The sequence below is a fragment of the Quadrisphaera granulorum genome, assembly GCF_003149145.1.
GTDB classification, from domain to species: Bacteria; Actinomycetota; Actinomycetes; order Actinomycetales; family Quadrisphaeraceae; genus Quadrisphaera; species Quadrisphaera granulorum.
Window position 1 is genome coordinate 1 of record NZ_QGDQ01000006.1, and the last position, 25,213, is coordinate 25,213.

At 72.3% G+C, this 25,213-nt stretch carries 25 protein-coding genes, 1 pseudogene and 1 riboswitch; of the genes and pseudogenes, 15 read left to right on the forward strand and 11 right to left on the reverse strand.

Translation table 11 applies throughout. From position 1 onward, the window contains the following. The 3 genes and pseudogenes from BXY45_RS06370 to BXY45_RS06380 form a co-directional block, all read right to left on the reverse strand. Window positions 1-2,006 (reverse strand): annotated as a pseudogene (locus BXY45_RS06370) (hypothetical protein); the annotation flags it as partial. 99 nt (window positions 2,007-2,105) lie between these two features. After that, complete coding sequence (locus tag BXY45_RS06375; RefSeq protein WP_109773501.1) at window positions 2,106-2,582, reverse strand: MerR family transcriptional regulator; 477 nt, start codon at window positions 2,580-2,582, stop codon at window positions 2,106-2,108. A 9-nt stretch (window positions 2,583-2,591) separates the two neighbouring features. Continuing rightward, window positions 2,592-3,515: an SDR family NAD(P)-dependent oxidoreductase gene (locus tag BXY45_RS06380; protein ID WP_109773502.1), complete on the reverse strand. Its 924-nt coding sequence runs from the start codon at window positions 3,513-3,515 to the stop codon at window positions 2,592-2,594. A 135-nt stretch (window positions 3,516-3,650) separates the two neighbouring features. On the opposite strand from BXY45_RS06380, the gene BXY45_RS06385 reads away from it, so the two are divergent. From BXY45_RS06385 to BXY45_RS06400, 4 genes are all read left to right on the forward strand, one after another. After that, window positions 3,651-4,187 (forward strand): RNA polymerase sigma factor, encoded by a 537-nt coding sequence (locus BXY45_RS06385; RefSeq protein WP_109773503.1) that lies wholly within the window; start codon window positions 3,651-3,653, stop codon window positions 4,185-4,187. Further along, on the forward strand, window positions 4,184-5,584 hold the full coding sequence (locus BXY45_RS06390) for a hypothetical protein (protein WP_109773504.1): 1,401 nt from the start codon (window positions 4,184-4,186) through the stop codon (window positions 5,582-5,584). Before BXY45_RS06385 ends, BXY45_RS06390 begins: the two co-directional genes overlap by 4 nt. A gap of 51 nt (window positions 5,585-5,635) precedes the next feature. Then, window positions 5,636-6,316 (forward strand): RNA polymerase sigma factor, encoded by a 681-nt coding sequence (locus BXY45_RS06395; RefSeq protein ID WP_109773505.1) that lies wholly within the window; start codon window positions 5,636-5,638, stop codon window positions 6,314-6,316. A 233-nt stretch (window positions 6,317-6,549) separates the two neighbouring features. After that, complete coding sequence (locus tag BXY45_RS06400; protein ID WP_109773506.1) at window positions 6,550-7,158, forward strand: hypothetical protein; 609 nt, start codon at window positions 6,550-6,552, stop codon at window positions 7,156-7,158. Between the two features lie 148 nt (window positions 7,159-7,306). Here BXY45_RS06400 and BXY45_RS23720 read toward each other — a convergent pair whose 3' ends face one another. Next, window positions 7,307-7,840: a S1 domain-containing protein gene (locus BXY45_RS23720; protein WP_211319282.1), complete on the reverse strand. Its 534-nt coding sequence runs from the start codon at window positions 7,838-7,840 to the stop codon at window positions 7,307-7,309. A gap of 31 nt (window positions 7,841-7,871) precedes the next feature. Here BXY45_RS23720 and BXY45_RS06410 point away from each other — a divergent pair, with 31 nt between their 5' ends. Both BXY45_RS06410 and BXY45_RS06415 read left to right on the forward strand, forming a co-directional pair. Next, window positions 7,872-8,354 (forward strand): hypothetical protein, encoded by a 483-nt coding sequence (locus BXY45_RS06410; RefSeq protein ID WP_146211107.1) that lies wholly within the window; start codon window positions 7,872-7,874, stop codon window positions 8,352-8,354. Between the two features lie 168 nt (window positions 8,355-8,522). Then, complete coding sequence (locus tag BXY45_RS06415; protein ID WP_170131341.1) at window positions 8,523-9,218, forward strand: TolB family protein; 696 nt, start codon at window positions 8,523-8,525, stop codon at window positions 9,216-9,218. A gap of 159 nt (window positions 9,219-9,377) precedes the next feature. On the opposite strand, the gene BXY45_RS06420 is transcribed toward BXY45_RS06415, so the two are convergent. Continuing rightward, window positions 9,378-10,004 carry a TetR/AcrR family transcriptional regulator gene (locus BXY45_RS06420; protein ID WP_211319283.1) on the reverse strand — a complete coding sequence of 209 codons (627 nt, stop codon included), beginning with the start codon at window positions 10,002-10,004 and terminating at the stop codon, window positions 9,378-9,380. A gap of 181 nt (window positions 10,005-10,185) precedes the next feature. Here BXY45_RS06420 and BXY45_RS06425 point away from each other — a divergent pair, with 181 nt between their 5' ends. The 3 genes from BXY45_RS06425 to BXY45_RS06435 all read left to right on the forward strand — a co-directional run bounded on the left by BXY45_RS06425 (window position 10,186) and on the right by BXY45_RS06435 (window position 13,040). Further along, on the forward strand, window positions 10,186-11,310 hold the full coding sequence (locus BXY45_RS06425; protein ID WP_211319284.1) for an MFS transporter: 1,125 nt from the start codon (window positions 10,186-10,188) through the stop codon (window positions 11,308-11,310). A 108-nt stretch (window positions 11,311-11,418) separates the two neighbouring features. Beyond that, a complete protein-coding gene (locus BXY45_RS06430) occupies window positions 11,419-12,342 on the forward strand; it encodes a LysR family transcriptional regulator (protein WP_170131342.1) in 924 nt (307 codons plus the stop codon). 113 nt (window positions 12,343-12,455) lie between these two features. Next, entirely contained in the window at window positions 12,456-13,040 is a 585-nt protein-coding gene (locus tag BXY45_RS06435) for a hypothetical protein (RefSeq protein ID WP_146211109.1), read from the forward strand. A 5-nt stretch (window positions 13,041-13,045) separates the two neighbouring features. On the opposite strand, the gene BXY45_RS06440 is transcribed toward BXY45_RS06435, so the two are convergent. Continuing rightward, the gene (locus BXY45_RS06440) at window positions 13,046-14,743 is read right to left on the reverse strand and encodes an amidohydrolase (RefSeq protein WP_218566897.1); all 1,698 of its coding nucleotides are present in this window, start codon (window positions 14,741-14,743) and stop codon (window positions 13,046-13,048) included. A gap of 65 nt (window positions 14,744-14,808) precedes the next feature. On the opposite strand from BXY45_RS06440, the gene BXY45_RS06445 reads away from it, so the two are divergent. After that, the gene (locus BXY45_RS06445; protein ID WP_109773512.1) at window positions 14,809-15,801 is read left to right on the forward strand and encodes a pirin family protein; all 993 of its coding nucleotides are present in this window, start codon (window positions 14,809-14,811) and stop codon (window positions 15,799-15,801) included. Between the two features lie 115 nt (window positions 15,802-15,916). Beyond that, on the forward strand, window positions 15,917-16,990 hold the full coding sequence (locus BXY45_RS06450) for a GGDEF domain-containing protein (protein ID WP_146211110.1): 1,074 nt from the start codon (window positions 15,917-15,919) through the stop codon (window positions 16,988-16,990). 19 nt (window positions 16,991-17,009) lie between these two features. Here BXY45_RS06450 and BXY45_RS06455 read toward each other — a convergent pair whose 3' ends face one another. Beyond that, window positions 17,010-18,131 (reverse strand): YihY/virulence factor BrkB family protein, encoded by a 1,122-nt coding sequence (locus tag BXY45_RS06455; RefSeq protein ID WP_109773514.1) that lies wholly within the window; start codon window positions 18,129-18,131, stop codon window positions 17,010-17,012. A 271-nt stretch (window positions 18,132-18,402) separates the two neighbouring features. After that, window positions 18,403-18,565, forward strand: a riboswitch (cyclic di-AMP (ydaO/yuaA leader). 139 nt (window positions 18,566-18,704) lie between these two features. Between BXY45_RS06455 and BXY45_RS06460 the strand changes: the two genes are divergently transcribed. Both BXY45_RS06460 and BXY45_RS06465 read left to right on the forward strand, forming a co-directional pair. Next, entirely contained in the window at window positions 18,705-19,091 is a 387-nt protein-coding gene (locus BXY45_RS06460) for a C40 family peptidase (RefSeq protein ID WP_170131343.1), read from the forward strand. An 80-nt stretch (window positions 19,092-19,171) separates the two neighbouring features. After that, window positions 19,172-19,390 (forward strand): hypothetical protein, encoded by a 219-nt coding sequence (locus BXY45_RS06465; RefSeq protein ID WP_109773516.1) that lies wholly within the window; start codon window positions 19,172-19,174, stop codon window positions 19,388-19,390. On the opposite strand, the gene BXY45_RS06470 is transcribed toward BXY45_RS06465, so the two are convergent. Both BXY45_RS06470 and BXY45_RS06475 read right to left on the reverse strand, forming a co-directional pair. Further along, complete coding sequence (locus BXY45_RS06470; protein WP_109773517.1) at window positions 19,360-20,178, reverse strand: nitrilase-related carbon-nitrogen hydrolase; 819 nt, start codon at window positions 20,176-20,178, stop codon at window positions 19,360-19,362. The genes BXY45_RS06465 and BXY45_RS06470 overlap by 31 nt on opposite strands. Before the next feature lie 158 nt (window positions 20,179-20,336). Next, on the reverse strand, window positions 20,337-20,522 hold the full coding sequence (locus tag BXY45_RS06475; RefSeq protein WP_146211111.1) for a hypothetical protein: 186 nt from the start codon (window positions 20,520-20,522) through the stop codon (window positions 20,337-20,339). 431 nt (window positions 20,523-20,953) lie between these two features. Here BXY45_RS06475 and BXY45_RS06480 point away from each other — a divergent pair, with 431 nt between their 5' ends. Together BXY45_RS06480 and BXY45_RS06485 are read left to right on the forward strand one after the other, a co-directional pair. Beyond that, window positions 20,954-22,678 (forward strand): exonuclease domain-containing protein, encoded by a 1,725-nt coding sequence (locus tag BXY45_RS06480; protein WP_146211112.1) that lies wholly within the window; start codon window positions 20,954-20,956, stop codon window positions 22,676-22,678. A 52-nt stretch (window positions 22,679-22,730) separates the two neighbouring features. Further along, window positions 22,731-23,504 carry a DUF429 domain-containing protein gene (locus BXY45_RS06485; protein ID WP_109773520.1) on the forward strand — a complete coding sequence of 258 codons (774 nt, stop codon included), beginning with the start codon at window positions 22,731-22,733 and terminating at the stop codon, window positions 23,502-23,504. A gap of 14 nt (window positions 23,505-23,518) precedes the next feature. Here BXY45_RS06485 and BXY45_RS06490 read toward each other — a convergent pair whose 3' ends face one another. Both BXY45_RS06490 and BXY45_RS06495 read right to left on the reverse strand, forming a co-directional pair. Beyond that, on the reverse strand, window positions 23,519-23,968 hold the full coding sequence (locus tag BXY45_RS06490; protein ID WP_109773521.1) for a MarR family winged helix-turn-helix transcriptional regulator: 450 nt from the start codon (window positions 23,966-23,968) through the stop codon (window positions 23,519-23,521). Then, entirely contained in the window at window positions 23,965-25,101 is a 1,137-nt protein-coding gene (locus BXY45_RS06495) for a CE1758 family FMN-dependent luciferase-like monooxygenase (protein WP_109773522.1), read from the reverse strand. The genes BXY45_RS06490 and BXY45_RS06495 overlap by 4 nt, the downstream gene beginning before the upstream one ends. Between the last annotated feature and the right edge of the window lie 112 nt (window positions 25,102-25,213).

Sequence of the window (25,213 nt, forward strand, 5' to 3'; positions counted from 1 at the left end):
TTGGCGTTGTTCGAGGTGCTGCCGGTGAAGCTGGGCCGGTTCGGGGCAGGTGGAGGTGTCCCGGTGGCATTGGGGCGCGGCGGGGTGGGGTCGCTCCGATGGGCCGGGCACTGGGCCGGCTGCTCGGAGGTGGGGGGTGCATTTGTGGGGCGGGGTCGATCTCGCCCACCGGGTGGACTCGTCGCTGTCGCCGTCGATGAGGGCGGCGATGAGCCCGGCGGGGAGGTCGGTGTCGGTGCTGGTGGTGGGGTCGCTGACGATCCCGACGACTCCTCGGGTTCGCGGTCGTGGTGGCCGTGGTGGCCGTGGGGCTGGCTGCTGGGTTCAGGGGCGGGGAGGTCGGTGTCGGGCCAGTCATCAAGATCGCCGGGCCAGTCGTCTGGGCCTTCGGGGTCGTCGGGCCATCCGCCGGGCCCGTTAACCTCGCCGCCGTCTCCGGGGCGGCCGTCCGGCCCGTCGTCTGGCGGGCCGTCGGGCTCCTCATCAGGCCCGTTGTATGGGTCGTCTGGCCCGCTGTCCGGATCCTCGGGACCCTCGTCACCTTCGGGGCCGTTGGAATCCTCGTCGCCGTCGGGGTCTTCGAGGTCATCGTCGATGAGGTCGTCTGCCAGGACGACGATGTGGATCTCCGACAGGCGAGCTCGCTGCTCCGGGGTGGGGATCCGCACCGGAGCGCGGTTATCCGCCGCAGCCCGCGCCGCGGAAGCGTTCATCGACCCGGACTCGTCGCCCTCGTCGCCCTCGTCGTCCTCGTCGAAGTCCTCGACATCGTGCTCATCACGGTCGTCGTCGGTGTCCTCGAGGTCGTCAGCGAGGTCGTCAGCGTGACCGCCGTCGGCGAACAGCTCCTCCCCGAGCGGGGAAGAGCGGTCAGCAGCCGGCTCGGTGGGCTCGCCGGCCTCGCCGGGGACGGGGTCGCCCAGGGCCTGCGCGATCGTCACCGGGGTCGCTTCGATGTCACCCAGCACCAAACTCGCCAACGCGTCCGCGCGCAGCTGCCCCTTGGTGCGGGTCTCCGGCTCGCCCTCACCAGCATCGCCGTCACCGGCGTCGGGGTTCTCGGTGTCACCCGCCAACGCGTTCGCCGCGATCTGGTTGATCACCTGCCACACCCGCGTCGCGTCCCCCAACTCCATATCCGCCACGATCCGCGCACACCCCGGCAGCGGAGACGCACGCAGCACCACGTCACGGTCATTGATACCCGCGGCCATCGCCCGCGCCGCATACCCCGGATCAGCAGCCAACGCCGCTTCCTCCAACGTTGCTGCCAGGCGAGCCCGGCTCAGCGTCGCCGCAGCAGCCACCGCCGTGGCCTCCACGACCCGGCGTGCCCGCTCACCCTCGACGCCTTCGGGCAGGCGCCGGCACACCGTGACCAGCTCCCGCCACTGCGACGGCGTCATCACCCCGCAGACCAGGGCCTCTTCAGCAGCAGGAAGGAAGCAGAGCTGCCGTGCCTGCCCGACCAGGGCTGTCGCTGACCGTCCGGAGATCCGCAGCACCGGGGCGAGTTCATCGGAGGCAGGGCGGCGGGAGTCCTTCCACGTCGCCCGCGAGGACTGCTCCGCCAACTTCGCAGTGTCCAGGCCAGCGATGAAGTTCAGCTGCAACGCGTACAGGTAGGAGGCGCACCGGTCGCTGGCGGCGATGACCTCGGTCCACTCCCGACTCGACAGGCCCAACCCGGCGGGGTCGACCTCGGGGGCTGCTGATGCAGAGGACTGGTTGGCGTTGACGACGGTCAGCAGCGTCTCCAACGCTGCCATCTGCGCCGACCCCGGGGACTGCTCCACTGCAGCGACCACGCAGCCGCGGAGGCGCCGTCGTTCGGCGATCGACCCCGTCAACGGCTCCGCTGCCAGGACCTTCGTCCACCAGGGGATGCTGAAGGGGACCAGGCGCTCGCCGTCGTCGTCCAACGCGAAGGCGGGCGTGGCGGAATTGCGAGTGGGCTCGTCGTCGTAGTCACCGACGGCCCACTCTGGAGCCCCGCTCGAACTCATGTTCCCACCGTAGAGGCAACCACCGACAGTCCGGTCGGACTCGTTTCAGCAGCTCAGGAGCGTGATCGGGGCCTCACGGAACGTCATGCTCGGCACGGCTTAGGCGCCAGAACTACCTCCGTAGAGCTCGATCTTGTACTCGGTGACCTCCAGCGCCAGCGAGAGCTCCCGCATCCTGCGCAGGATCCGTTCCCGCTGCTCGAGCATGATGCGCCGCCGCTCGTCGACGGTGTGCTCGCCCTGCTCGACCAGTCGCACGTAGCGCGTGAGGTCGTGCATGGTCATCCCCGACAGCCGCATGCGGGTCAGGAACACCAGCCGCCGCAGGTCGGCCGCGCGGTACAGGCGGTGGCCCGAGGGGCTGCGCGCCGGCCGCACGAGCCCCTGCTGCTCGTAGTAGCGCAGCGTGTGCGCGGTCAAGCCGACCAGCGCGGCCGCCTCGGCGACGCTCCGCGGCGCATCGTCATCGGCGTCGAGCATCGAGTCGTCCAGCAGCTGGTGCAGCGCCTCGACCACCGACCTGCCGACTTCCGGGGGAGCGGCGAGCAGCTGCTCGATCAACGCATCGGTGGACACGGCCGCACCCTACGAAGAGCAGGAGGACGACGATGGCGACGCCAGCGTCGTGCTGAACGCTCGCGTGGCCGTCGGAGCGTCGGGGAAGTCGGCGGACCGGCTCAGATCGGCCCAGGCCCTCACGTCCTCCAGCGACCGGGTGTAGGTCCGTTCGAGGTTCCTCACCGCCTCGGCGCCCAGCGGCAGCCGCAGCGGCGCCTGCGGAGCGTCGAGCGCAGCGCGGATGGCAGCGGCCGCCCGCGCGGGGTCGCCCTCCTGCCTGCCGTCGGCGCCGGCCATGTCCGCGCGGATCGCCCCGACCACCCCGTCGTAGTCAGCGCTTGGGGCGGCTGCGCGCAGCACGTCAGCGGCGTTGAACTCGGTCCGGAACCTGCTTGGCTCCACGATCAGCACCCGGATCCCGAACGGCGCTACCTCCCCGGCCAGGGCCTCCGACCAGCCTTCCAGTGCGAACTTGCCCGCCGAGTAGCTGCCGACCGCCGGGAACGACAGGCGTCCGCCCTGGCTGCTCATCTGCACGATCGCCCCAGACCCGGCCGCCCGCAGGTGTGGCAGCACTGCGCGGACGAGTGCCGCCGGCCCGAAGAGGTGCTGGTCGAGCATGTCGCGCAGCGCGGCATCGCTGACCTCCTCGGCCGTGCCGACCTGCCCGACCCCGGCGTTGTTGACGAGCACATCGACACGTCCGAAGACCCGCATCGCGTGCTCCACGACACCGCCAGCCGCCGCCGTGTCGCGCACGTCGTGCTGCACCACGGACAAGCGCTCCCCGAACTTCGCCTGTAGATCCGCGAACCGCTCGAGCCGACGGGCGGTGCCCATCACGTGCTCACTGGCCTCGAGGGCCGCCCGCGCCAGGGCGAGGCCGAGCCCGGAGCTCGACCCCGTAATGAGCCACGTCCGCGTCGATGCCTTGTGTGGTGTCTCGATCATGTCGAGGACGCTAGAAGTTCGAGCGCGCTCGAAGGCAAGCCCCGAATCCCCGAAGCCTCGGCTTCTCAGAAGATCCCGGGCTCGTCCCAACCATCTGGTCAGCTCGTGCGTATGGAGGGGCCGAGGAGGTGGGGGATGGGCCCGGACGCACGATCGGCCGAGGAGTCGTTCGACGAGTTCGCTGCGTTCGCGCTGCCCCGCCTGCGACGGGTCGCCTACGCCTACTGCCAGGACTGGCACCGCAGCGACGACGCCGTGCAGGGCGCCTTGGAGCGGGTCTACAGCGCGTGGTCGCGGGTGCGCAGCGGCGACGCCTACGGCTACACCCGCACCACGCTCGTCCGGCTGCTCGTCTCCGAGGGACGCCGCCCGTGGCGTCGCCACGAGGTCACCACCGACGATCTCACCCCGCACGAGCACTCACGCCGCAGCGCCCCGGCGAGCACCGGCCATCCGCCCCCCACCGAGCAGGAGCTGTTCGCGCTGCTGGCGGACCTCTCGCCGGGGCAGCGCGCCGTCGTCGTCCTGCGCTACTTCGAGCACCTCTCCGTGGCGGAGACCGCCCGGACGCTCGGGTGCAGCGAGGGCACCGTCAAGAGCCAGACCCACGCCGCGCGGCAGGCCCTGCGTGAGCTGCTGACCGACCCCTCCGAGCAAGGAGCACCGCGGTGACCCCACGCGACAGGTCCTCCTCCTTCGGTCATGAGGACGACGACGACGGCGGGCGCGGCGCCGTCGACCTCGACTTTGTCGATGACCCGGACGCCACCGAGCACGACCGCGCTCTGGACGCCCAGTTGTCGCGCCTGGTCACCGACCGTCTTCTGGCCGTGGAGCTGCCGCCCACACGGGTGGACCTGGAGGCCGCGAAGCGGCGGGTCGACGCGGCACGGCCTCGTGCGCGGCGCCGCAGGGCGTGGGTGTTCACCGGTGCGGCAGCTGCTGCGGCGGCGGCCGTCGTCGTCGTCGTCGTCGTCGTTGTCTCGGGTGTCGGGGGCGGTCCTGCTCTGGTGAGTCCCCTCGGCCCGCAGGTCCAGGGGACCGCCAGCCCGAGTCCGGTCCCTCGCGAGAGCGGCCCGGTGCCGCTGCGGGACGGGGTGCCTGACCTGCCCGCTGACGAGGTCGCCCGGCTGGAGGCGCTGCACGCGCCGGGGCCGCTGCCGATGCCGTCTCCGCCGGGTCCGTTCGGTGCCATCACCCAGCCCGAGGACTGCGGTCGCATCGAGATGGACCTCGAGGTCCATCCGGCCGAGCTCGACGGGCTCGACGCGAGCGGGATGAGCCAGGTGTGCGCCGTCACGGAGAACGTTGGGGGCGCACTCGGCACCAACGGGGTTCTCACCCAGCTGGAGACCGTCTACCGCTTCTACCTGCCGCCGGGAGTGGACCTCGACGCCATCGACAGCATGTCCGCGACCGACGCCGGCGTCTCGTGGACCGAAGTGCTCGTCAACGAGCCCACGGATCCGATTGCTCCCGACGACCGCCCGACCGCCGAGATCGGCGGAACGACCACCGTGCGGTGGGGAGCGTGGGACCCAGCGCTCGCGTCAGTGCGTCGCACCGGACCGTCCAGCACAGAGATCTCGTGGGTCGAGCCGTATGCCCGCTCCACGTCGGACGGCTACTCCGCCCTGGCGGTCCGCGCGACCGTCGCTGCGGCACCGGTGCGGGCCGTCCGTGCGGCGCTCGGCTTCACCAACCAGGGCGGGAAGCAGGTGCTGCACAGCGACGACGGCACGTTGCTGCTCGTGCCGTCGTCCCCGCCGCAGGACGTCATGCAGGCGCTCAATGGTGGCGTCCTGACCCGGACTGAGGAGGGCTGCCTTGGCCTTCACGACGACGCGGGCGGCTTCCAGCTGGTGCTGTGGCCCTACGGGTCGACGTGGGATTCGGCGACGCAGACCCTGTCCGTGCCCGCCACGGAGGGTTCCGGTCGCCAGGGGAAGACGTTCCGCCTCGGTGAGGACGTGCTCATCGGCGGTGGCGAAGCGGGCAGCATGGCGCCGCTGGGACTCCTGCCCGCCGCCTGCGCAACGGAGAAGACCTGGATCGCCGGCATCTCGTGACCTGTTGGACGACCGACGTAAGGATCGCGGCGTGCCAGCACATCACAGGGCATGAGCCTTCCTCACCACGACGCCGATCCACCACGTGGATCGAGCGCCGGACCTCCTGCTGACGCCAGCGCCGACCCCGACATCGCCAGGTTCAACGAGCTGTGGGCGTCGTGCTCCTCGCGGGTGCTGGCCTACGCCACCCGGCACGTCGGCCGTGATGACGCGCAGGAGGCGCTCGCGGAGACCTTCCTCGTCGCGTGGCGTCGCCTCGCCGACGTGCCCGAGCAGCCGCTGCCGTGGCTGCTCGTTGTCGCCCGCAACACGATGGCCAACCAGCGCCGTTCCGCTTACCGCCGCACCGCGCTGCACAGCGAGCTCGCTCACCTGCACGCGTCCGCGGCGCCCGCAGCCGCTGCCGACGTCACCGTCGGTCAGCGAGCTGACGTCTTGGCCGTTCTCGCCGCACTCTCTCCCAGCGAGCGCGAGGCGCTGCTGCTCGTCTCGTGGGACGGGCTCAGCGTGCCCGAGGCCGCTCGCGTCGCGGGCTGCTCGACCTCGGCGATGCACGTCCGTCTCTTCCGCGCCCGCCGTCGCCTGCGGGCCTCCTCCCTTGAGCCGATTGGGGACGACGACGAGGGCCGCCCAGCCGTGACCGCTCCGCCCAGGCAGCAACGAGCGACCAACCGCACTCCCGCCACTGCCCCCGCAACCGTCACGACGTCCGCTAGGAGCCCGCGATGAATCGCCCCGCCAACTCGCAGAACGTCAGCGCTGACCGTCTCGCTGTCTTGGCCTCCCTCCGCCCGGGTTCGGCTACTGACCAGGGCTGGGATGCGGAGACGCATGATGCGGTGCGCCAGCGCGTCCTGACCGCAGCTCGTTCTGCCGCAGCTCGTCCCGAGGCTGGCCGCACCTCACTGATCAACGCTCCTCGTGCCAACGTTCCGCGGAGGAGGGTGGCTCGTCACCGCGGCGTGACAGTCGCCGTCGCCGGAGCCCTGGTGCTCACCGGGGGAGGTGTCGCAGCAGCGGGCGGCCACCTGCCGCTGGCGTTCACGTCGGCCTTCGCGTCGTGGGCGGAGGACTGGTCCATGAACGGTGTCCACGGCGTTGACTCCGACACCGCCGAGCGCGTTGCCACCGCGCCCGGTCCGGACGGCACCACCTTCACCGTGATGGCCGCCCCGAGCACCACGCTCGACGGCGCCGACGCCGCGTGCACCGTCGTCGTCCTCGAACGAGCCGGGAGCCTGCGCAGCGCGGGACCGTCGGAGTTCCTGGACGTCTTGGACTCCGGGTGTGCCCCCGGTCTGCAGGGGCAGCCGTTCGGCGTCGCGTCCGTGAGCCTCGTGAGGGCCGACGATGCACCGGAGTGGACCAGCCAGGACCTCTACGTCTGGACCGCCGCCGCGGGACACGCCGCCACCGCCGAGGTGATCACGGCGGACGGACGCCGGTGGCCGGCGGTGTCGTACGACGGCACGCTCTACGGCTGGATCCCCGCTCCGCGTGAGGGGACCGCACTCCCACAGCTGATCGGCTACGCCGCCGACGGCTCGGAGGTCGGACGCAGCGACCTGTGACCTCGCGAGACCTGTCAGTACACGTAGACAGAAGCCCTCAGGCCGTCGGAGCGCAGCTGCGCCCAGTGTCGGTCTCCGGTGAGGACCGGCTGGCGGTGGGGTCCCTCGTCGGACGTGGTCGGGCGGGGTCCCAGGCGTGGGGTCAGCATCATGGCTGCTCGACCGCCGTCGTCGGAGTGTCGAAGGTCAGCATCAGCGACGTGGAGTACGCGCCGCCGTGGGCGTCCGTCGCCGCCGTCCTCTCGACGGGACTGTGCCCGGCGGGCCACGCGGACGTCGCCCGGAAGTCGTAGCCGTCCTGGCGCGCTGCCTCCCACTCCAGCTCCACGCATTGACCGGCGGTGAGGCTGGCGTACCCCTCGACGAGGACGACGGAGAAGTGCGCCCAGCACCCTCCTGGGGTCTGGGGCGCATCGATGACGCCCCAACCCTCCTCGTCGTGCCACACGCGAACCACGCCGCTGGCTCTCCCGGCGGGAAGCTGTGGCACCTCGGCCGGCGACAGCGCACGCACAGCGCTGACCAGCTGATCCTTACCGGGAGGGCTGCCGTCGGCGTTCGCCACGGTCACGGTGCGCTGCTGTCCGTTGACCACCCAGCGCAGCTCGTAGGTCACGGCGTCATCGGGCAGGGCGGACACCGAGACCTGCAGCCCGTCCACCGTGATCGATCGCTGCTTCACAGGGGCCAGTGTGATCGGCCAGCGCGCACCAGTGAAGGTCCGGTCCGCGTCATGGTGGGGGATCGCCGACTGGCAGCGTCGCCTCACGGGAGCGGTGCAGGGGGCGGCGGAGGAGTCGATGATGCGGAAGATCACCGTGGCGCTGGCGGTGGGTGTCCTCATGCTCTGCTCGGCGGGTTGCGCCGGTGGAGCCGCGCGCCGGGCCGACAGTGGACCCACCGCCGAAGACTCTGCTGCGGCGGGGCCGGGGAGGTTGGCGCTCGTCGGGTTCCACACGGGCGATCTCGTCACCGGGGTGATCGTCGTCGACCTCTCCTCCGGCTCGTCCGCACGTGTTGGCGGTGGCCAGGAGGCGTGGTCTCCGGTGTGGCTCGGCGACGGGCGCCGCCTTGCCATGATTCGTCGCGCTACCCCCGACGCTGTCGGCCAGCTGGTCACCGTCCGGACCAGCCTTCGCGACGACATGGAGGGCGACGACGTCAGCGGTGACGGCGCACTCGTGGCCGCCACGTAGCAGGTGCTCGATGCGAGAAGCACGCCCAACGGCCGGCGACTCGTGTGGATCGGACGCTCAGCAGCAGCCTCGCCGCTCTGCGACGCCCCGCCCCCGCGTGAACCGCTCGGCCTCTACGTCGCGGACGTTGCCGACACCGAGACCCCGGACGGTACGGGTCTCACCGGCGTGCGACGCGTCGCTGACCTGGCCCCCACCGCGAACCTCGCCGTGCCATCGCCGGACGGGCGCACTGTCGCCGTCGTCGACCTCGGCGAGAACGCCGGGCCCTGCGACGGCGGCACCGCGCGCCTCGTGCTGTTCGACGTCGCGACGGGCGCCCAGAGCGCCGTTACCGGCCTGACCGAGCGCATCGGGGTGCCGCACTGGAGCCCGGACGGGCACACCCTTGCGCTCGACGGCGACGACTTCGCCACGGGTCAGACTCGTGACGTGGTGCTCGTTGACGTGCCCAGCGCGACCGCCCGGCGCATCGTGACTGCCAGCAGCGTCGAGTCCTCCCCGGTCTTCTCCCCGGACGGACGGCACCTGGCGTTCCTCCGTCACGACGACGGCGCACGCGGGCTGGCGAGCGCCTCCATCGTGCTGGCTGATGCCGACTCCGGTCTTGCACGGGTGCTTGCCCTGACGGGTACCGACGACGAGGACCTCGTCTGGTCGCGAGACGGTTCCCAGCTCGTGGTGGCCGGTGCCCGCATCGAGCCGACGTGTGACGGGGACGGCGGGAGCAGCGGCGATGACGGTGGGTGCGACGTCGCGGGCGCTGATCCGGGGGTCCGCACGGTCGATGTCGCCACGGGTGAGCTGCGGTCCCTGTCCGTCACGGCCGCTCTCCTGCAGTCGCAGCTCACCGTCTCCCCCTGACGGTGAGGATGTAGGCGAGCCCCGCAGCCACCGGGTCTGACCCGTCTCACGCCCACCGTGGAGCTCCCCACCTCTGCAGCGACACTCCACAGGTCCGGGTGCACCCCTCCCTGTCAGTCTGAAGTGAGGCGAAGAGCGGATGCGTCACACAGCAACTGATCATGAATCCGCTCGGCTCCCTGGACCAGCTTCCGGGGGCGTCAGGTCAAGAAGGTGTTCCACGACCTCGCGTCCGCTGCGGAGCATGTGGTCGTCTCCGTCGATGCCGCGCTGGGACATGCCGCCCTCGAGCAGCAGGAAGATCTGGCGCGCGGTGGACTCTGCGTCGTCGACGGGGCCACGGCTCCGTCGGAGGAGCTCGGTCAAAAGGTCCAGCACTGCGCGCTTGTGAGCCCGGATCACGTCCCGAGCGGGATGGTCCTCGGGGAGTTCGCCGGCGGCGTTGATGAAGGCGCAGCCACGATCGGACGGCTCAGCGTCCAGGGTGTATGAGTCCCATAGTGCGAGGATCGGCGAACCTGGCGCCTGGTTGACGCGTCGTTGCATGCGCTCCCACCAGCGCTGGTGACGTAGCTGCAGGTAGGCCCGGATCAGTCCGTCCTTGGAGCCGAAGCGGTCGTACAGGGTGCGCTTGGTGACGCCCGACTCTGCCGCGATGGTGTCGACCCCGACTGCGTGCAGGCCGCCTCGGTAGAACAGGTCCGAAGCGACCTCCAGGATGCGCCGGGCACCGGGGGTGAGCGTGGGCGGGCTCAGCAGGTCGGCGAGTTCCTCAGTCGGCTCCACAGCCCCCACCCCTCCGGAAACGTGCGTTGACTTCACAGACCTGTGCACTCTACTGTCGCGACCAAGTTCACAGATCTGTGAGATCGGAGCGGTCGTGCTGCAGGACAACCCGACAGGCGCAAACTCGAGCGCGACAGCACACGAACGGGGCCGGGAGCGGCAGATCCTGTGGGCGGGAGCCTTGCTGATCGCTGCGACCTACGGGCTCGGGCGCTACGCCTACGGGTTCTTCGTCCCCGTCTTCCGCGTCGAGTTCGACCTGAACACCAACCTCATCGGCATCATCGCCGCAGGCTCCTACGTCACCTACTGCCTGGCGATCGTGGCCAGCACCGTGCTGACTCCGCGCCTCGGGGCGCGGACGGTGGCCGTGGGCGCCGGATGCCTGGCGACGCTGGGTCTGGCCATGGTGACCTTCGCCCCCACCGCCGGCGTCGTGGCCGCCGGAGTGCTCATCGCAGGGTCCAGCACCGGTGCCTCCTCGCCCCCGCTGGCCCAGGCCGTCGCTCACGCCATCGCTGAACGGTCGCGAGACCGGGTCCAGACAGTGATCAACGCCTCGGCCGGCGCGGGCATCGCCGTCATTGGTCCGGTCGCGTTCCTGACCCAGGAGCACTGGCGGGCCGCGTGGTTCGTCTTCGCTGCCGCATGCGCTGCGGTCACGGTCTACGTCGCCATCGCTCTGGCGGCCTCGACAGGTGAGCGGGATGACGCAGCACCGCGACCGGCGCTGCTGCCCCGCCCGCTCCTGCCCTCGGGCAGTGCGCGCCTGATCACTGCCTCCGCGCTCATGGGCGCAGCCAGCGCCGCCGTCGCAACATTCGGTCGCGACGTGCTGACCAGCATCGGGCGCATGAGCGAGACGAGCTCGACCACGGCGTGGATCCTGCTGGGAGCCGCTGGTGTGCTGGGGGCTTCGGCTGGTGACCTCACCCGTCGGTGGGGCCTTCGAGCGGCCTGGTCGAGCACGATGGCATTGATGGGGTGCGCGACCGTCCTGCTGGCGTCCGCACCAGGCATCGACGTCGTGGCGTGGGCTGCCGCTGCCGTGTTCGGCGCGAGCTACATGACCCTCACCGGGCTCCTGCTGATCTGGGGCACGCAGACGTACTCGCTCAGCCCGGCTGCCGGGGTAGGTCTGGCCTTCCTCGTCATGGCTCTCGGGCAGGCAGCAGCGGCGCCGATCGTCGGCGGACTCCTCGCGCGGTACGGCGCGCTCCCGGCCTTCGTGGCCGCGGCCGTCTTGGCCATCGCTGGGGCATTCCTCGGACCCACGAGAGCCACCGACCCCTGTCGTGCGAGGTAAGTGCAGTTCACCAACGCCGCTCAGCCTGCTCAGGCGATCCGTCCCTCAGGAGGGGACGACGGCGACCGCCGTCGGGCGCGTCGGGCGACTGCGTGGCACGGTCTGGCCGTGGAGGTCGATCTCACCGCTGTCGCGACCTTCCTCGCCGTCGTCGAGCACCAGCACTTCGGGAGGGCTGCCACCGAACTGGGGGTGTCCGTCTCGGCAGTGACCAAGCGTCTGCACCGCCTCGAAGCAGCGCTCGGTGTGCCGCTCGTGGAGCGCGACTCGGGCGGCTTCACGGGCCTGACCCCCGCCGGACGGCGCTACGTGCAGGTAGCGCCGCTGCTGCTGCGGGCCGAGCGCGACGCCCGCCTGGTTGCGGTCGGTGGGTCCCTCACCACGCTGCGCATCGCTGTCCCCGCCGGAGTCGGCGTGACCGCGCCGCTGCTGCCGGCCGCCTTGTCAACGCTGGAGGTGGCGCTCAGCCATGCCCACCCCGGAGTGGCCGTCACCTCGGTGCCGACCGCCTTCGCGTCCCTCACACCCGACCTGCTGGGCGGCGTCGTCGACGTCGTCCTGACCTTCGGCGGTTCACCGGAGGTCGGAGTGCACGTCACGCGCCTGTCGGACGTCCGGCGGGTGGGTCTCGTGGCCGCCACCCACCCGTTCGCGCATCGCGGCGTCGTCGACGTCGAGGAGTTCGCCCGCCAGCCCATGATCTTCGGGCGCGGCCTGCCCGACGAGTACATGCACCCCTTCGTGCTCGCTGACGTGCGGCCCCTGACCGAGGCGCGCCTCGTGGGGCTCGACGCGACGAACACGGCCCACGTCGCCCAGCGCGTGCTCCTGGGCCGGGAGGTGACGGTGGTGCCACTTGCGCTGACGGCCAATCTGCCGCCGCAGCTGCGTCGGGTGTCGCTGCGAGGGGTCCCACCCGCGTGGTACACCGCGCACCGCCGCGCCGTCGACCACCGACCGGAGCTGCTCACCGCCGTCGACCTCATGGCCGACTTCACCGAGACCCTCACGCTCGCGGCCCTGCGCGCCTGAACTCTCCGTTTCCTCCCCGGCAACAACGCCGCGCCCCAGTGGCGCCGTCACTACCGTCCGGGCCACCGATCCATCGGCGAGGGGAGGATCAGGTGCGTGCTGGGTGGGCAGTGGTGGCAGGAGGGGCGCTCCCACTGCTCCTCGGTGCGGCCCTGGGGAGCGCGACGACGACGGCGAGCGCGGATACGTGGGCGGCCCCGATGCCGCCGGGCGCTTTCCTGGCGCTCTCGCTCGGGCTGGCGGTGAGCCACCTGCTGGTGCTGCTCGCCTACACCTCCGCACGGCGGTCGACGAGCGGCGTGGCGTCGGCGGCCGCGCTGGTCGGCGCGGTCGGGACAGCGGCGCTCGTCGCGTGCGAGGTGTGGTCAGGCACGCTGGCCCGCACTCCGCTCCACGCGCCGGTGCTGGGCGCTCTCGACGCCGCCTACGGCGTCAGCTCCCTGGCCGTGCTGGTCGGGACACTCGTGCTCGCGGTGGTGCTGCTGCGCTCGAGGCCCCGCCTGCCACTGGCGTGGCCCGTGCTGGTCAACGGACTGGCGTTGCTGGTGGCGATACCGCTGAAGTTCTTCACCAGCGACGGCGTGGGCGTAGCGGCGCTCACGGTGTGGAGCCTCACTTACGTGTGGTGGGGCCTGCGGATGAGGAAGGCCTCCCGCCGTCACGCGCTACCGGAGGCGATGGACGCCAGGACGGCGTAGGCCGTTCACATCGCCCGGTGGACGACCCGACCGTCGACCACTGTCAGCGCCACCCGCACCTCACTGCGCACGACGGCGGCGGCGGTGCCGGGCGCCAGCGGGTCGGCGTCGAGGGCGACGACGTCGGCGACGTCCCCGACTGCCACCCCGGACCTGCCCCGGGCGCTCGCGGCGAGCGCCTCCGCGGTCGTGATCGCTTGCTCCGGATGCCACGGCGGGCGTGGGCGCCCCTGGCTGTCGAGCGCGGCGCTGGAGGGGTTCGTGCGCGGGTCGGTCCTGTCGACGGCGGCGGCGATCGCCAGCCACGGGTCGAGCGCCGCCACAGGAGCGTCCGACCCCATGGCCAGGCGTGCACCGGCGTCGAGCAGCGCACGCAGCGGGAAGGCGCGGTGCGTGCGGCCGGGCCAGTGGACCTCCGCGACATCGCGGTCGTCGAGCAGGTGGGCGGGCTGCACGCTGGCGGTCACGCCGAGCGCGGCGAAGCGGGCGACGTCGTCGTGCGCCACCAGCTGGGCGTGCTCGATGCGGCCACCCCCACCTTCAACCGGTCGGCTGGCCTCCAGGGCGTCGAGAGCAGCGCGGACGGCGGCGTCACCGATGGCGTGGACAGCGGGCTCCAACCCACCTGCGCGGCCCCGGCGCAGCAGTCCCGCCAGCTGGTCCGGGGGCCAGGTCAGCTCGCCGTGCGCACCGGGTCCGGTGCGCCCCGGGTAGGGCTCCAGGCAGCACGCGGTGCGCGTGTTGAGCGAGCCGTCGGTGATGACCTTCAACGGTCCAGCCACCACCAGGGGGTTGCCGGCGACCAGGGGAGCGCGGCCGCGCAGCCCCGCGGCGAGCGCCTCGTCAAGGTGCTGCGGGTAGGTGCCGGCCTCCACCCGCAGCCCGGCTGACGCCGCCCGACCCCCGGCGGCAGCGCGCCGGGCCCACACCGCCGCGGTGCCGCCGGGGGAGTCCGTCATCTCCAGGTCGACGACGCCGACCACACCGCGCGTCGCCGCTTCCGCCAGCGCCTCGGCGACGGCGGCATCGAGCTCCGCCTCACCGACGCGACCCAGTGCGCGCTGCACCGCGAACGCGCCCTCCTCGCGTACGAGGCCGTGCTCGTCCGGAACGACGCCCAGTGGAGCGGCCACCTGCCGGGCGGCGGCGCTCGACAGCCACGCGCAGTGCAGGTCGCCGGAGACGAGCACCACGGGGCGCTGCGCATCCCCGGCCGTGGCGACCGCGTCGTCGAGGAGCGCCGCGGAGGGCGCGTCAGGCCACAGCCCGTCGCGGAAGCCGTACCCGACCAGCACGCTGTTGCTGACGGACCTGCCTCGCTCCGCCGCTGTGTGCTCAGACGCTGTGTGCTCAGACGCTGCGCGCTGCGTCACGGCGGCCGCTGCCTGCGCGGCGCTCGCCGCTGTCGACACGTCGAGCCGGCGGCGCACCTGCGCCCACTGCCCCAGGTGCACGTGCTCGTCCCAGAGACCGGGTAGCAGCCAGCGCCCGTCGAGATCGACGACGACGGCGGCAGCGTCACCAGCGCCAGGCGGCAGCAGAGCATCGCCGGCCGCGCTCGCCGTCGTCGTCGTGCTCATCGAGGGGGTGATCGAGGAGACCGCGCCGCCACGCAGCAGCACGTCGACCAGGCCGCTGCCCGAACCAGCAGGATCGACGAGGCGGCAGCGGCGCAGCAGCAGAGCGTCGGTCGCAGCGGTCACACCGGCATCCTCGCCGAGGCGTGCCGACCGCCGACCAGGGGCAGACTCAGGGCGTGGACGCGGGAATGCCGGAACGGCTGCTGGAGGGTCGCGAGGTGCCGCTGGGCGGCGTGCGCGGCATGAGCGTGCAACGGTGGCTGCCGCATCGCGAGGTGCCGACCGTCGGTGCGTGGTGCTTCCTCGACCGGATCGGCCCCCAGCGCGTCGACATGCGCGTCCAGCCGCACCCGCACACGGCACTGCAGACCGTCACCTGGCCGCTCACCGGCGAGATCCGCCACCGCGACTCCGTCGGTAGCGACGTCGTGGTGCGCCCCGGTGAGCTCAACCTCATGACGGCCGGGCGCGGCGTCTCGCACAGCGAGTTCTCGCTGCCGGACGGGTCGGGTCGGGCGCCGGTGCTGTCCGCCGTGCAGCTGTGGGTGGTGCTGCCCCGCGACCAGGACGACGACCCGCCGCGCTTCGAGCAGCAGCGCGAGCTCCCCGTGCTCGAGGTAGGAGGCGCTCGCGGGGGCGTGCGGGCCACGGTGCTGGTGGGGTCGCTCGGCGGGGCGACGTCGCCGGCGGGGGTGGCGCCAGGTCTGGTCGGTGCCGACGTCGTGCTCGACGAGGGCGCGGACGTCGAGGTGGAGGTCGACCCGGCCCACGAGCACGCGTTGCTCACCCTCGACGAACACGGCATGGGCGATGAGGACGACGGGGGCGGCACGCGGCCGGCACTGCGGTACTGGGCGCCAGGCCGCTCTAGTCTGCGGCTGCGCCGTGCCGACGGTGCCCGCCAACTGTTGCTCGGCGGGGTGCCGACCACCGACGACCTCGTGATGTTCTGGAACTTCATCGGCCGCACCCACGAGGACGTCGCCGCCGCACGCGCCGCCTGGGAAGACCCCGACGACGCCGCCGAGCGCTTCGGCCGGGTGCCCGGTCACGCCGCCTCCGAGCGCATCCCGTCTCCGCCGCTGCCGCCGGTGCGGCTCACGCCGCGCCGTCCACGTCCGGTCAAGTTCGGGCGTACGGAGTCCGGCGCTCCCACCCCCGAGGCGCCCGCATTCAGCTGAACGGGGCTTCCCTCGCCTCCGAGCGGGGGAATGATCTTCCCGCGGGTCGAGGCGCGACGACGCGCCACCGATGGAAGAGGACACCCCGCACCCTGTGCGGGTCGACAGTGACGGAGTGCACGTGCCAGAAGCCGGCCGCACCGCCGACGACGGGCGCCCCCGCGCCCGGGTGCTGGCGTGCCTGGTGCTGGCCGCTGTGGCCGTGGGGTGCGTCGCGGCCCTCGACCCGACCACGCTGCGTCCCGGCGCGTGGACGCTCGCCTTCATCGCCAGCTTGGTGCTGGGCACCGCTGTCGGCACGGCGCTGCTTGCCGTCGCGCGTCGCTGGTCCGGCGCCGCCCTGGCCGCAGTGGTGTGCGGGTTGCAGGGCATCGTCGTGCTGTCGGTGCTGGCCAACCAGTCGCGCGCCGGTGGTGTACTCAACGTCGTCCTGCTCCTGCCGCTGGCCGTGTACGCCGCCGTCTACCTCTCCCGCCGGCAGTGCCGCGTGGTCATGGCGGCGCTGGTGGCATGCGTGGGCGTCGTCATGGGGGCGGTGGCGGACGGCGTCCTGCAGTGGATCTCGCTGACGGCGCTCCCGGTGCTGGCCTTTCTCGGCACCAGCGAGGTGGTGCTGCGGCTGCGCACGCACCTGGAAGGTGCCCTGGCGTCGCTGGTCGAGCAGGTCGCCACCGACCCTCTGACCGGGCTGCTGAACCGTCGGGGCCTCGAAAGCCGATTGCCGCGCGCCGCGGACGCCCCCACGGGGTTCCGCTGCGTGCTGATGCTCGACATCGACCACTTCAAAGCCATCAACGACAGGTTCGGCCACGAGGTGGGAGACGAGGTGTTCCGCCGCTTCGCCGCGGGGCTGGCGCACGAGACACGTGCGGGAGACCTCGCCGTGCGCCTCGGCGGGGAGGAGTTCCTCGTGCTGTCCACCACCGCCCCGGACCAGGTGAGCGACTACGCCGAGGCCCTGCGCGCCCGAGCCGCCGAGTGGATGGCCGAGTGGGCGGTCACGGTGAGCGTCGGAGTCGTCAGTGCCACCGCCGGTGAGGACGGAGTCGCTCGCGGCGACGTGCTGGGGGCGGTGGCCGCCGCCGACGAGTGCCTCTACCGCGCCAAGCAGGAAGGCCGGAACCGCACGGTGGTGCGCCCCTGGAACGACGCTCGACCCTCCGACGGAGTCTCGACCTCCGTCGGCTGAGACCCCGGATCAGCGTCGGTCAGCGCGCCGCGCCGGACCCCGCGCCGGCGCGCTCGACGTCGTCCTCGTCGATCTCTGGGGCAGTCTCAGAGGCAGCCTCCGGGGCAGCGCGGACGGTCGGCTCCTCGGGCGGGGCGTCCTTGTCGAACGTGGCCGTGACCGTCTCGAAGCCCTTGTACGTCTCGCTGCGCGCGTAGCCGGTGTAGGTGCGCACGTCCTGCGGGGTGAGGTCGACGTCGTCGGTGAACGGCGTCAGGAGTGCCCGCGGGTACAGCCGCCGCTGGCGGACCACGTTGATCTCGGCGGCGAGCACGAGCGCCATCGACTGCAGGTACAACCACGCCACCAGACCGAGGACGACGCCGAACACCCCGTACACGTCCCCGGCGTGCTGCAGGTACGCGCCGCCGAGGCGCGCGAACACCGTCTGCAGCACCTCCCACAGCCCCGCGGCGACCAGCGCGCCGATCAGGACGTTGCGCCACCCCAGGTGCACCGCGGTGAGGACCCTGAAGATGACGATGAAGATGCCCGTGTTGATCGCGAACGGCACCAGGGTGCCCGCCGCCAGCAGCAGCCCACCGCCCACCGGCACGGCCTGCGCTACCTGCGGCAGCGCCACGGAGATCGCCGTGGCGACGATGGCGAGCAGGCCCAGCGCCACCATGAGCACGATGCTGCGCAGGCGCGACAGGATCGGGTTGGGCTGCTTGTACCGCGGCACGGCGTAGATCCGGTTCAGCGCGGCCTGGGTGGCCTGCATGACGCCCATCCCGCCGTAGAGGGTGCCGAGGGCGCCGATCGTCAGCGCCACGCCGCTGCCACGCAGCCCGGTGATGCTGCCCTGCAGCGCGCTGCCGAGCACGGGCACACCGGCAAGGACGTCGATCGTCGTCGTCACGGCCCGGTTCGAGAGGTCCGGGTCGGCCCCGGCGAACGGCTGCAGCACGAAGCCCAGCACGGACACCAGGAGCAGCAGCAGCGGGAACACCGAGACGAAGCCGTAGTACGCCATGAGCGCCGCCAGGTGCGGACCGCGATCTTCGGCGAACTTGTAGACGACGGCGAGCGGGAACGCGCTGGCCGGGTGGCGCCGTTGGAACGCGTCGATGCGATCGATGAGCTTGGGACCGTGGGCCACGCGCTCATCGTGACCCAGCGGAGATCATTCGGCGCGTCGAGACCCGGTCGGACGAAGGGCCGGACGACGGTTTGTCGAGCTGCTGGAGGAACGCTCGGGCATAGCCCGGACGGGTGACGCCCGGTCGCAGGACTTGAGTTCTGGTCATTGACACCTCATCGATCATGCTTCCGAGCTGGGATGTTTGTGCGATTCCGTCACTTCCCGGTACTTTCTGCTCGCTCTCGGAGATGACCCGAGGGTCCTCATCGCGCACGCCGAGCCCCTGCCAGCGCGACCGAGGCCACAAACCCGTATGGCAGGGGACGGGGGAACCACTTCCGGGCGTCGTGCTTCATCAAGCGCGGCGTCCTTGGGGTGAAGCTCGCCTAGCGAGCCGGGGGACCTCACCTCCCGAACCCGACAGCTCACCTCGCAGGCGTCGGAGAGGCTCACCCCCCTATGTCGATGACCCATGCCCATCGCGGGCGTCATGTCTCCTGCAACCGTTGCTCGGCCTCCGCTGCCGGCACGTCCCGTCCCCGCCGTGCTCTGGCTCGCGCTGCAGCGGGTCTCGCCCTGACCGGTGGCCTCATGGCCGCGGCCGCGGTGCCGGCCAACGCCGCACCGGTGCTCGACAGCGGCGCCGTCCTCGCCACGGCCAGCCAGTACATCGGCACGCCGTACCGCTTCGGTGGCAACACCCCGTCCGGCTTCGACTGCTCCGGGTACACCCAGCATGTCTTCGCCCAGAACGGCATTTCCATCCCGCGTACCGCTGACGCGCAGATGGACGCCAGCACTCGCATCAGCGCCTCCGAGGCGCGTCCGGGTGACCTGGTGTTCTTCGTCCGCGGTGGCCGCGCCTACCACGTGGGCATCTACACCGGTGACGGTCAGATGATGGACTCCCCGCGCTCGGGCAAGTCCGTCACCGAGCGCTCCATCTGGGGCAGCAACGTGGTGTACGGCCGCTTCTGAGCGTCCGCCTCCATGGCACGCACCCCCCTCACCTCCTCGGCGGCGACGTCGAGCGGGCGAGGGGGGTGCATGCTGTGAGGGTGAACACTCCCACGTGGATCCGCGTCGTGTCCTTCGTGGTGTCGCTGGGGGCGTTCGTGCTGACCCGCATGATGACGCGCGGGCTGCCGTGGTGGCTCTCGATCGTGGTGGCCTTCGTCGTGATGCTCGTCGCGGGCCGCCTCGCGGCGATCGGCGCAGCCGAGGCGCACGTGTGGTGGCGCCGTCGTCAAGAACGCGGAGCGGTCACCCGGTCGTAGAGCTCGGGCCGCCGGTCCAGCCACAGATCGGACAGGCCACTGACGACCTTGTCGCGAGAGGCCTCAGGGTCGATGTCGGCCCATGCCGCGCTCCGCCCCTGCCCCGCGGCCGCCAGCAGCTGCCCACCGGCGGACAGGACGCAACTGCCGCCCGTCCAGCCCGGGCCGCTGCGGTCGGCGCAGACCACCGCCACCCGGTCCAGACGGGCCGTGGCCGCCGCCACGAGCTGGCCGTCCGGTCCACCGCCCTCACCGGGCTGGGCATCGGGCCACGCCACGGGCACCGCCAGCACGTCAGCGCCGCCGAGCGCCGCGGTGCGGGTCCACTCGGGGAAGCGCAGGTCGTAGTTGATGACGACGCCGACCCGCCCGTGCAGCGTCTCCACCACCGGTGGCGCCGCGGAGCCCGCCGCGAACACAAGGCGCTCGCGGTCCCATAGGTGCGCGCACCGGTACACGGCCCGCACGCCGGTCGCGTCGACGACGGCGGCACTGTTGTAGAGCTGCCCGTCGTCGCCGGCCTCGCAGAACCCGCCGACCACCACCGCGCCGTGCCGCGCGGTGCACGCAGCGGCCCACGCCGCGAAGACGCCGTGCCCGGGGGCGATGGCCACCGCGCGCGCTGCCTCGGGGTCGGACAGGACACCGCCGGTGGTCACCAGCGCAGGTAGGACCACCAGGTCAGCGCCCTCGGAGATGGCCTCGCGGACCGCGTCACCCGTCAGCTCCGCGGTGGCCGCGAGGTCGTCGGGGACGGGGGCCAGCTGGCACGCGGCGATCCTCGTCACGCCACCATCCTGCCCGGCGCAGGTGCCGCCGGCCCCGGGAGCCCGTCAGAAGCGCGTCACAGGCGGGTCAGCAGCCGATCAGCCGGCGGTCAGCGCGAGATCACCGGCCTGGTCAACGGCGGAGTCACTGGCTTTGTCTGCGGGCGATCAGCAGATGATCAACGAGGGGGAGCGGCGACAGCAGCCGGCTGCTCGCGCTCGGTCTGCGCCGGCACGGTCGCGCGCAGGGAGCGGTAGCGGGAGGGGCACTCCGGTGAACCGGCCGGGGGGTGGGGGTCGGCGACGACGCGCTCCACGTGCCAGCACCGCAGGCACCTCATCGCGACGACTCCCGCTGGGTCCACGCCCACCAGCTCGAAGCCCTGGCCTCCGCACGCATCGCACGTCACGGCAGGTCACCTCCCCGTTCAGCCGGACATCCTCTCCATCGAGGATCGGCAGGCGCTCACTGTGCCCTTGAACGCATCCCTCGGTTGGCCGAACACGCCAGAACACGCGGGCCGTCTACCGCAGGGGACACGGCCCGGGAGCCGTCGGCAGCGCCAGCGACCGTCCCCGCCGGTCCCCAGAGTCCCCGCTCTGCGGCCAGATCGTCCGTGATCGTCACGGTTCGAGGGGATTCGGTGACGGCCCGTCGTCGTACGCCTCTGACGACGGGTCTCGGCGTTCCAGCCCGCGGCGAGTCCCATCAGGCCAGACTCAGGTCTGGGGCCGCTGTGGCGGACGAGGTTCTTCGTGACGGAAGGGCAGTGGCATGGGCGTGCTGGACCGGCTGATGAGGCGCGCTGACGGTGCGCGCCGCTTCTCGCTCACCGCTGGCTCCTGCGCGAGCGGCGCAGCTCCCGCGGGGGTAGCGGTCATGCCGACCGCCCTGCGCGGCGGTGAGCCGGACGCCCTCCGCACCGCCGACGTCGCCGGGCGCGCCATCACCGAGCCGCTGTCCGTCGTGGCCGAGGTCGCGGCTCGCGCCGCGGGCGTCGTTCCCGACGTCCTGCCCCTCAGCGCGACGCCCGTGACAGGCTTCGACGCCGCCACCGGTGACGAGGCCTCTCGAAACTGGGGCTACGCCGTCCTCGACATCGTCACCAGCGGCCCCTCCCCGGAGCGTGACCGGTTGCTGGAGATCGCCGTCGTCCAGCTCGACGCCGACGGCGCCGTCGTCGGTGAGTGGACCTCCCTGGTGCGCCCCTCCGTGGTGCCCGTGCCCGACCCCGCGGCCGATCTCGCTGCATCTGACACCGCCGCATCCGACGCCACGGGCCCCCTCGCGAGCCTCCGGGCGAACCTCGACGTGGGTGAGCTCGCCGCCGTCGTCGGCGTCTCGCGGGAGGAGCTGGTGACGGCTCCGACGTTCGCCGACGTCGCCGGGGAACTCGTCGAGGCGCTCGCGGGCCGCGTGCTCGTCGCCCACGGTGCCGCCGCCGACCTGGCCCACCTGCGCGCCGAGCTGGCCGCCACGGGTGTGGCGCTGCCGATGGCTCCCGTGCTGTGCACCCTCGAGGCGAGCTGGCGGCACCTGCCCGGTCTGCACCGACGCCGTCTCGTCGACTGCTGCCGTGCCGCCGGGGTTGCCCTCGACGGCGTGCCGACTGCCCTCACCGACGCCCGCGCCGCCGCTGGACTGCTCCAGCGATACCTCGCCCGTGCCGGCGAGAGCTGCGAGGGGCAGGCTGCGGTGGTCGCCCGCGCGGCCAACACCCCGTGGCCACAGGTCGAGGTTCCGCCGATGAGCTGCGCCGTCGCGCGCACCGACGCGCAGCCGTCGCTGGTCGCGCAGCCGGGTCGTCTCGCCGTGGCGCTGGAGTCGCTGGCGCTCGACGGGCCCGACCTGCCCCTTCCGGCCGTCGCCGCGCACGTCGAGCTGCTCGCCGAAGCACTCGCTGCAGGTCCCCTCGACGACGACGACGCCCGCACCCTCGCCCTGCTGGCCGACGCCGCCAACCTCACCCGCGCCCAGGTCCGCGCCGCCTCCCGCGGCGTGGTGCTCGCGCTGGCCGGGGCGGTCGGCCGCGAGCCGGATGCCGGCGACGCAGAGCGCGAGGAGCTGCTCACCGCCGCGCGGGTGCTCGGGGTGGACGTCGACGACGTCCTCGCGACGCTCACCGCCGCGGCCGTGGCCACCGGGTCGATCCCGCGGGTGGCCGTCGGTGTGCCCGGCCCGATGACGCAGGCGCTGGCGGCGGTGCGCGTGCCCGTGCCGCGGACCGAGCGCACCCCGCAGGACGTGGCCGAGTCGGTCATCGGTGAGCCGGCCGCCGGTGAGCTGGCCGCTGACGACGCGCTCGCCACCCCGCTCGACCTGCACGAGCCGTCGGTCCGCGCTGCTGTCCGCGCCTGGGCACGCGAGCGTGGCCTGGAGATCAGCCCGCGCGGCAAGCTGCCGCGCGCCGTCGTCGAGGCCTACGAGGCCCAGCGCACGACCCCACCGACAGCCCGGCCAACAACCCAGCCAGCACTCCAGCCAGAGCCGCTGGCCGCAGGGCTGGTCAGCTCCCGCTGACATCGCCGGGCACCATCGCCGCGTGTGAGGGTGCTGGTGTGAGGGTTGTGACGTGAGAGTGCTGGGCGCCGACGTCTGGGACGGGCGCTGGGTCGGCGTCGTCCTCGACGACACTCACACCACTCACCACAACGGCACACGCGGCATCTCCGTGCAGGCGCACACCGCCGCCGACGTCCGCACGCTCGTGACGATCGCGCAGCGGGGCGGGCCCCTCGCCGTCGTCGGGCTCGACATCCCCATCGGCTTGGCCGAGCGCGGTCATCGCCTCGCCGACCTGGCGGCTCGCGCGGCGCTGGGCGCGCGGCGGTCGTCGGTGTTCCTCACACCCGTGCGCGCTGCGCTGGAGGCTGGCTCGCACGCTGGAGCGGTCGCCATCTCCCGCCGAGCGACCGGCGCCGGAGTGAGCATCCAGGCCTACGGGTTGCGGGCGAAGATCCTCGAGGTCGACGCCTGGGTCCGCGACACCGCCGGTGCAGGTGCGGATGGTCGGCCGCGCGTCGTCGAGGTGCATCCGGAGGTCGCGTTCGGTGTGATGGCGGCGATGGAGGCGGGAGTCGAGGCAGGAGACGCGCGAGGGTGTCTGCCGCTGCCGGACCGCAAGAAGAGCTGGGCGGGCGCCGCGCGGCGCAGGTCGCTGTTGGCGGCGCACGACGTCGTCGTCCCCGATGACCTCGGGGAGGCCGGACGTGCTGCTGTGGACGACGTGCTCGACGCCGCCGCCGTGGCGTGGGTCGCCCGGCGCGTGGCGCAGGGCGTGGCCCGCTCGTGGCCGGACCCGCCGGAGATCACTCCCGATGGCTGGCCGGCCGCCATCTGGTCCTGACGCTCCGACCGAGATCATGCGCTGGATGCAGGGAGGACCTTCCGGCACAGCTCACGGAGCGCGGCGAGTTCGTCGTCGTCGAGGTGCTCCCCGAGCGCGTCGGCGATGGCGGCCGCGTGCCGGCGCCCCACCTCCCGCTGCACCGCTCGCCCCGCGTCGGTGAGGACGAGGACGACGCCGCGCCGATCGGCCGGGTCCGGCTCGCGCTGCAGCAGCCCCTGCGCGACGAGCCTGTCGACGAGTCGACTGAGCGACGGCTGCGGTAGCAGCACCGCGTCGGCGAGCGCGCCGAGCCGGGCGCGCCCGCCGACGCTGGTGGTGAGGGTGTAGAGGACGTCGTACTCGCGCAGGCCGACACCGTGCTCGGGTGCCCACACGTCCTGCTCGGCGAAGCGGCGCACCAGCGAGGCTTGGGTGCGGAAGAGTGCCTCCCAGGCCTCGACGGCGAGCTTGGTGCTGGTCACGCCCGCTGCTGCTGAGCCTGCGTGGTCTGCTGCGTCGTCTGCTGCGCGGCCTTCTGCGCGCGGGCGGCCACCCGGCTGGCGTGGCTCGGCGGGTCGCTCGGCACCCCGGCGGGACGCCGAGCCTCCATCTCCGCGCGCAGCGCTGGCACGACCTCCTCCGCGAGCAGGTCGATCTGCTCCAGCACCGTCTTCAGGGGCAGGCCCGCGTGGTCGATGAGGAACAGCTGACGCTGGTAGTCACCGAAGAACTCCTGGAACGTCAGCGTCTTCTCGACCACCTGCTCCGGCGTGCCCACCGTGAGCGGCGTCTGGCGCGTGAACTCCTCCAGGCTCGGGCCGCCGCCGTACACCGGTGCCTTGTCGAAGTACGGGCGGAAGTCCCGCACCGCATCCTGGGACCGCTTGCGCATGAACGCCTGCCCGCCGAGCCCGACGATCGCCGTGCTGCCCGGACCGTTGCCGTGGTGCTCCCACCGCTGGCGGTACAGGTCGATGAGGCGGATGTAGTGCTCCTTCGGCCAGAAGATGTTGTTGGCGAAGTAGCCGTCACCGAAGTACGCGGCGATCTCGGCAACCTCCGGCGTGCGGATCGAGCCGTGCCAGACGAACGGCGCGACGCCGTCCATCGGCCGCGGGGTGGCGGTGAACTGGTGCAGCGGGCTGCGGAACTGACCCTGCCAGTCGACGGGGGAGTCCTCGTCCCACAGGCGGCGCAGCAGCTGGTAGTTCTCCACCGTGAGCTGCACCGACGCGCGCGGGTCCTTGCCGAACGCGGAGTAGCCGGCCATGGAGTTGCCGCGGCCGAACATGACGTCGGCGCGGTCGTCGGAGAGCACCTGCAGGGTGGCGTAGTCCTCGGCGAGCTTCACCGGGTCGTTGGTGGTGATGTGCGCGATGGACGTCGAGAGGCGCAGCCGCGAGGTCCGGCCCGCGATGTAACCGAGCACCGTGGTGGGGCTGGACGTGACGAACCCGGTCTCGTGGTGCTCGCCGAGGGCGAAGACGTCCAGGCCGGCGGCCTCGGCGTGCTGGGCGATGGTGACGAGGGAGCGCAGGCGCTCGACGTCGTCCGGGACATGACCGGTGTGGACGTCGGGGGTCTGGTCCGCGACGGTGAACACGCCGAACTGCACGGTGCGCCTCCTGGGCTTCTCGCTGGGCGGCTGGGACGAACCGCTCCGCCAAGTCTATGCATGTGCATGGACTTGGGGCTCAACCGCCCGGCGTGCCGCGGTGTTCCCGCGC

Coding starts and splice junctions, on each gene's coding strand:
- BXY45_RS06380 (WP_109773502.1), bottom strand. CDS start 3,515: ATGATCGAGACACCACACAAGGCATCGACGCGGACGTGGCTCATTACG.
- BXY45_RS06385 (WP_109773503.1), top strand. CDS start 3,651: ATGGGCCCGGACGCACGATCGGCCGAGGAGTCGTTCGACGAGTTCGCT.
- BXY45_RS06395 (WP_109773505.1), top strand. CDS start 5,636: ATGAGCCTTCCTCACCACGACGCCGATCCACCACGTGGATCGAGCGCC.
- BXY45_RS06445 (WP_109773512.1), top strand. CDS start 14,809: ATGCCGGAACGGCTGCTGGAGGGTCGCGAGGTGCCGCTGGGCGGCGTG.
- BXY45_RS06460 (WP_170131343.1), top strand. CDS start 18,705: ATGGCCGCGGCCGCGGTGCCGGCCAACGCCGCACCGGTGCTCGACAGC.
- BXY45_RS06480 (WP_146211112.1), top strand. CDS start 20,954: ATGAGGCGCGCTGACGGTGCGCGCCGCTTCTCGCTCACCGCTGGCTCC.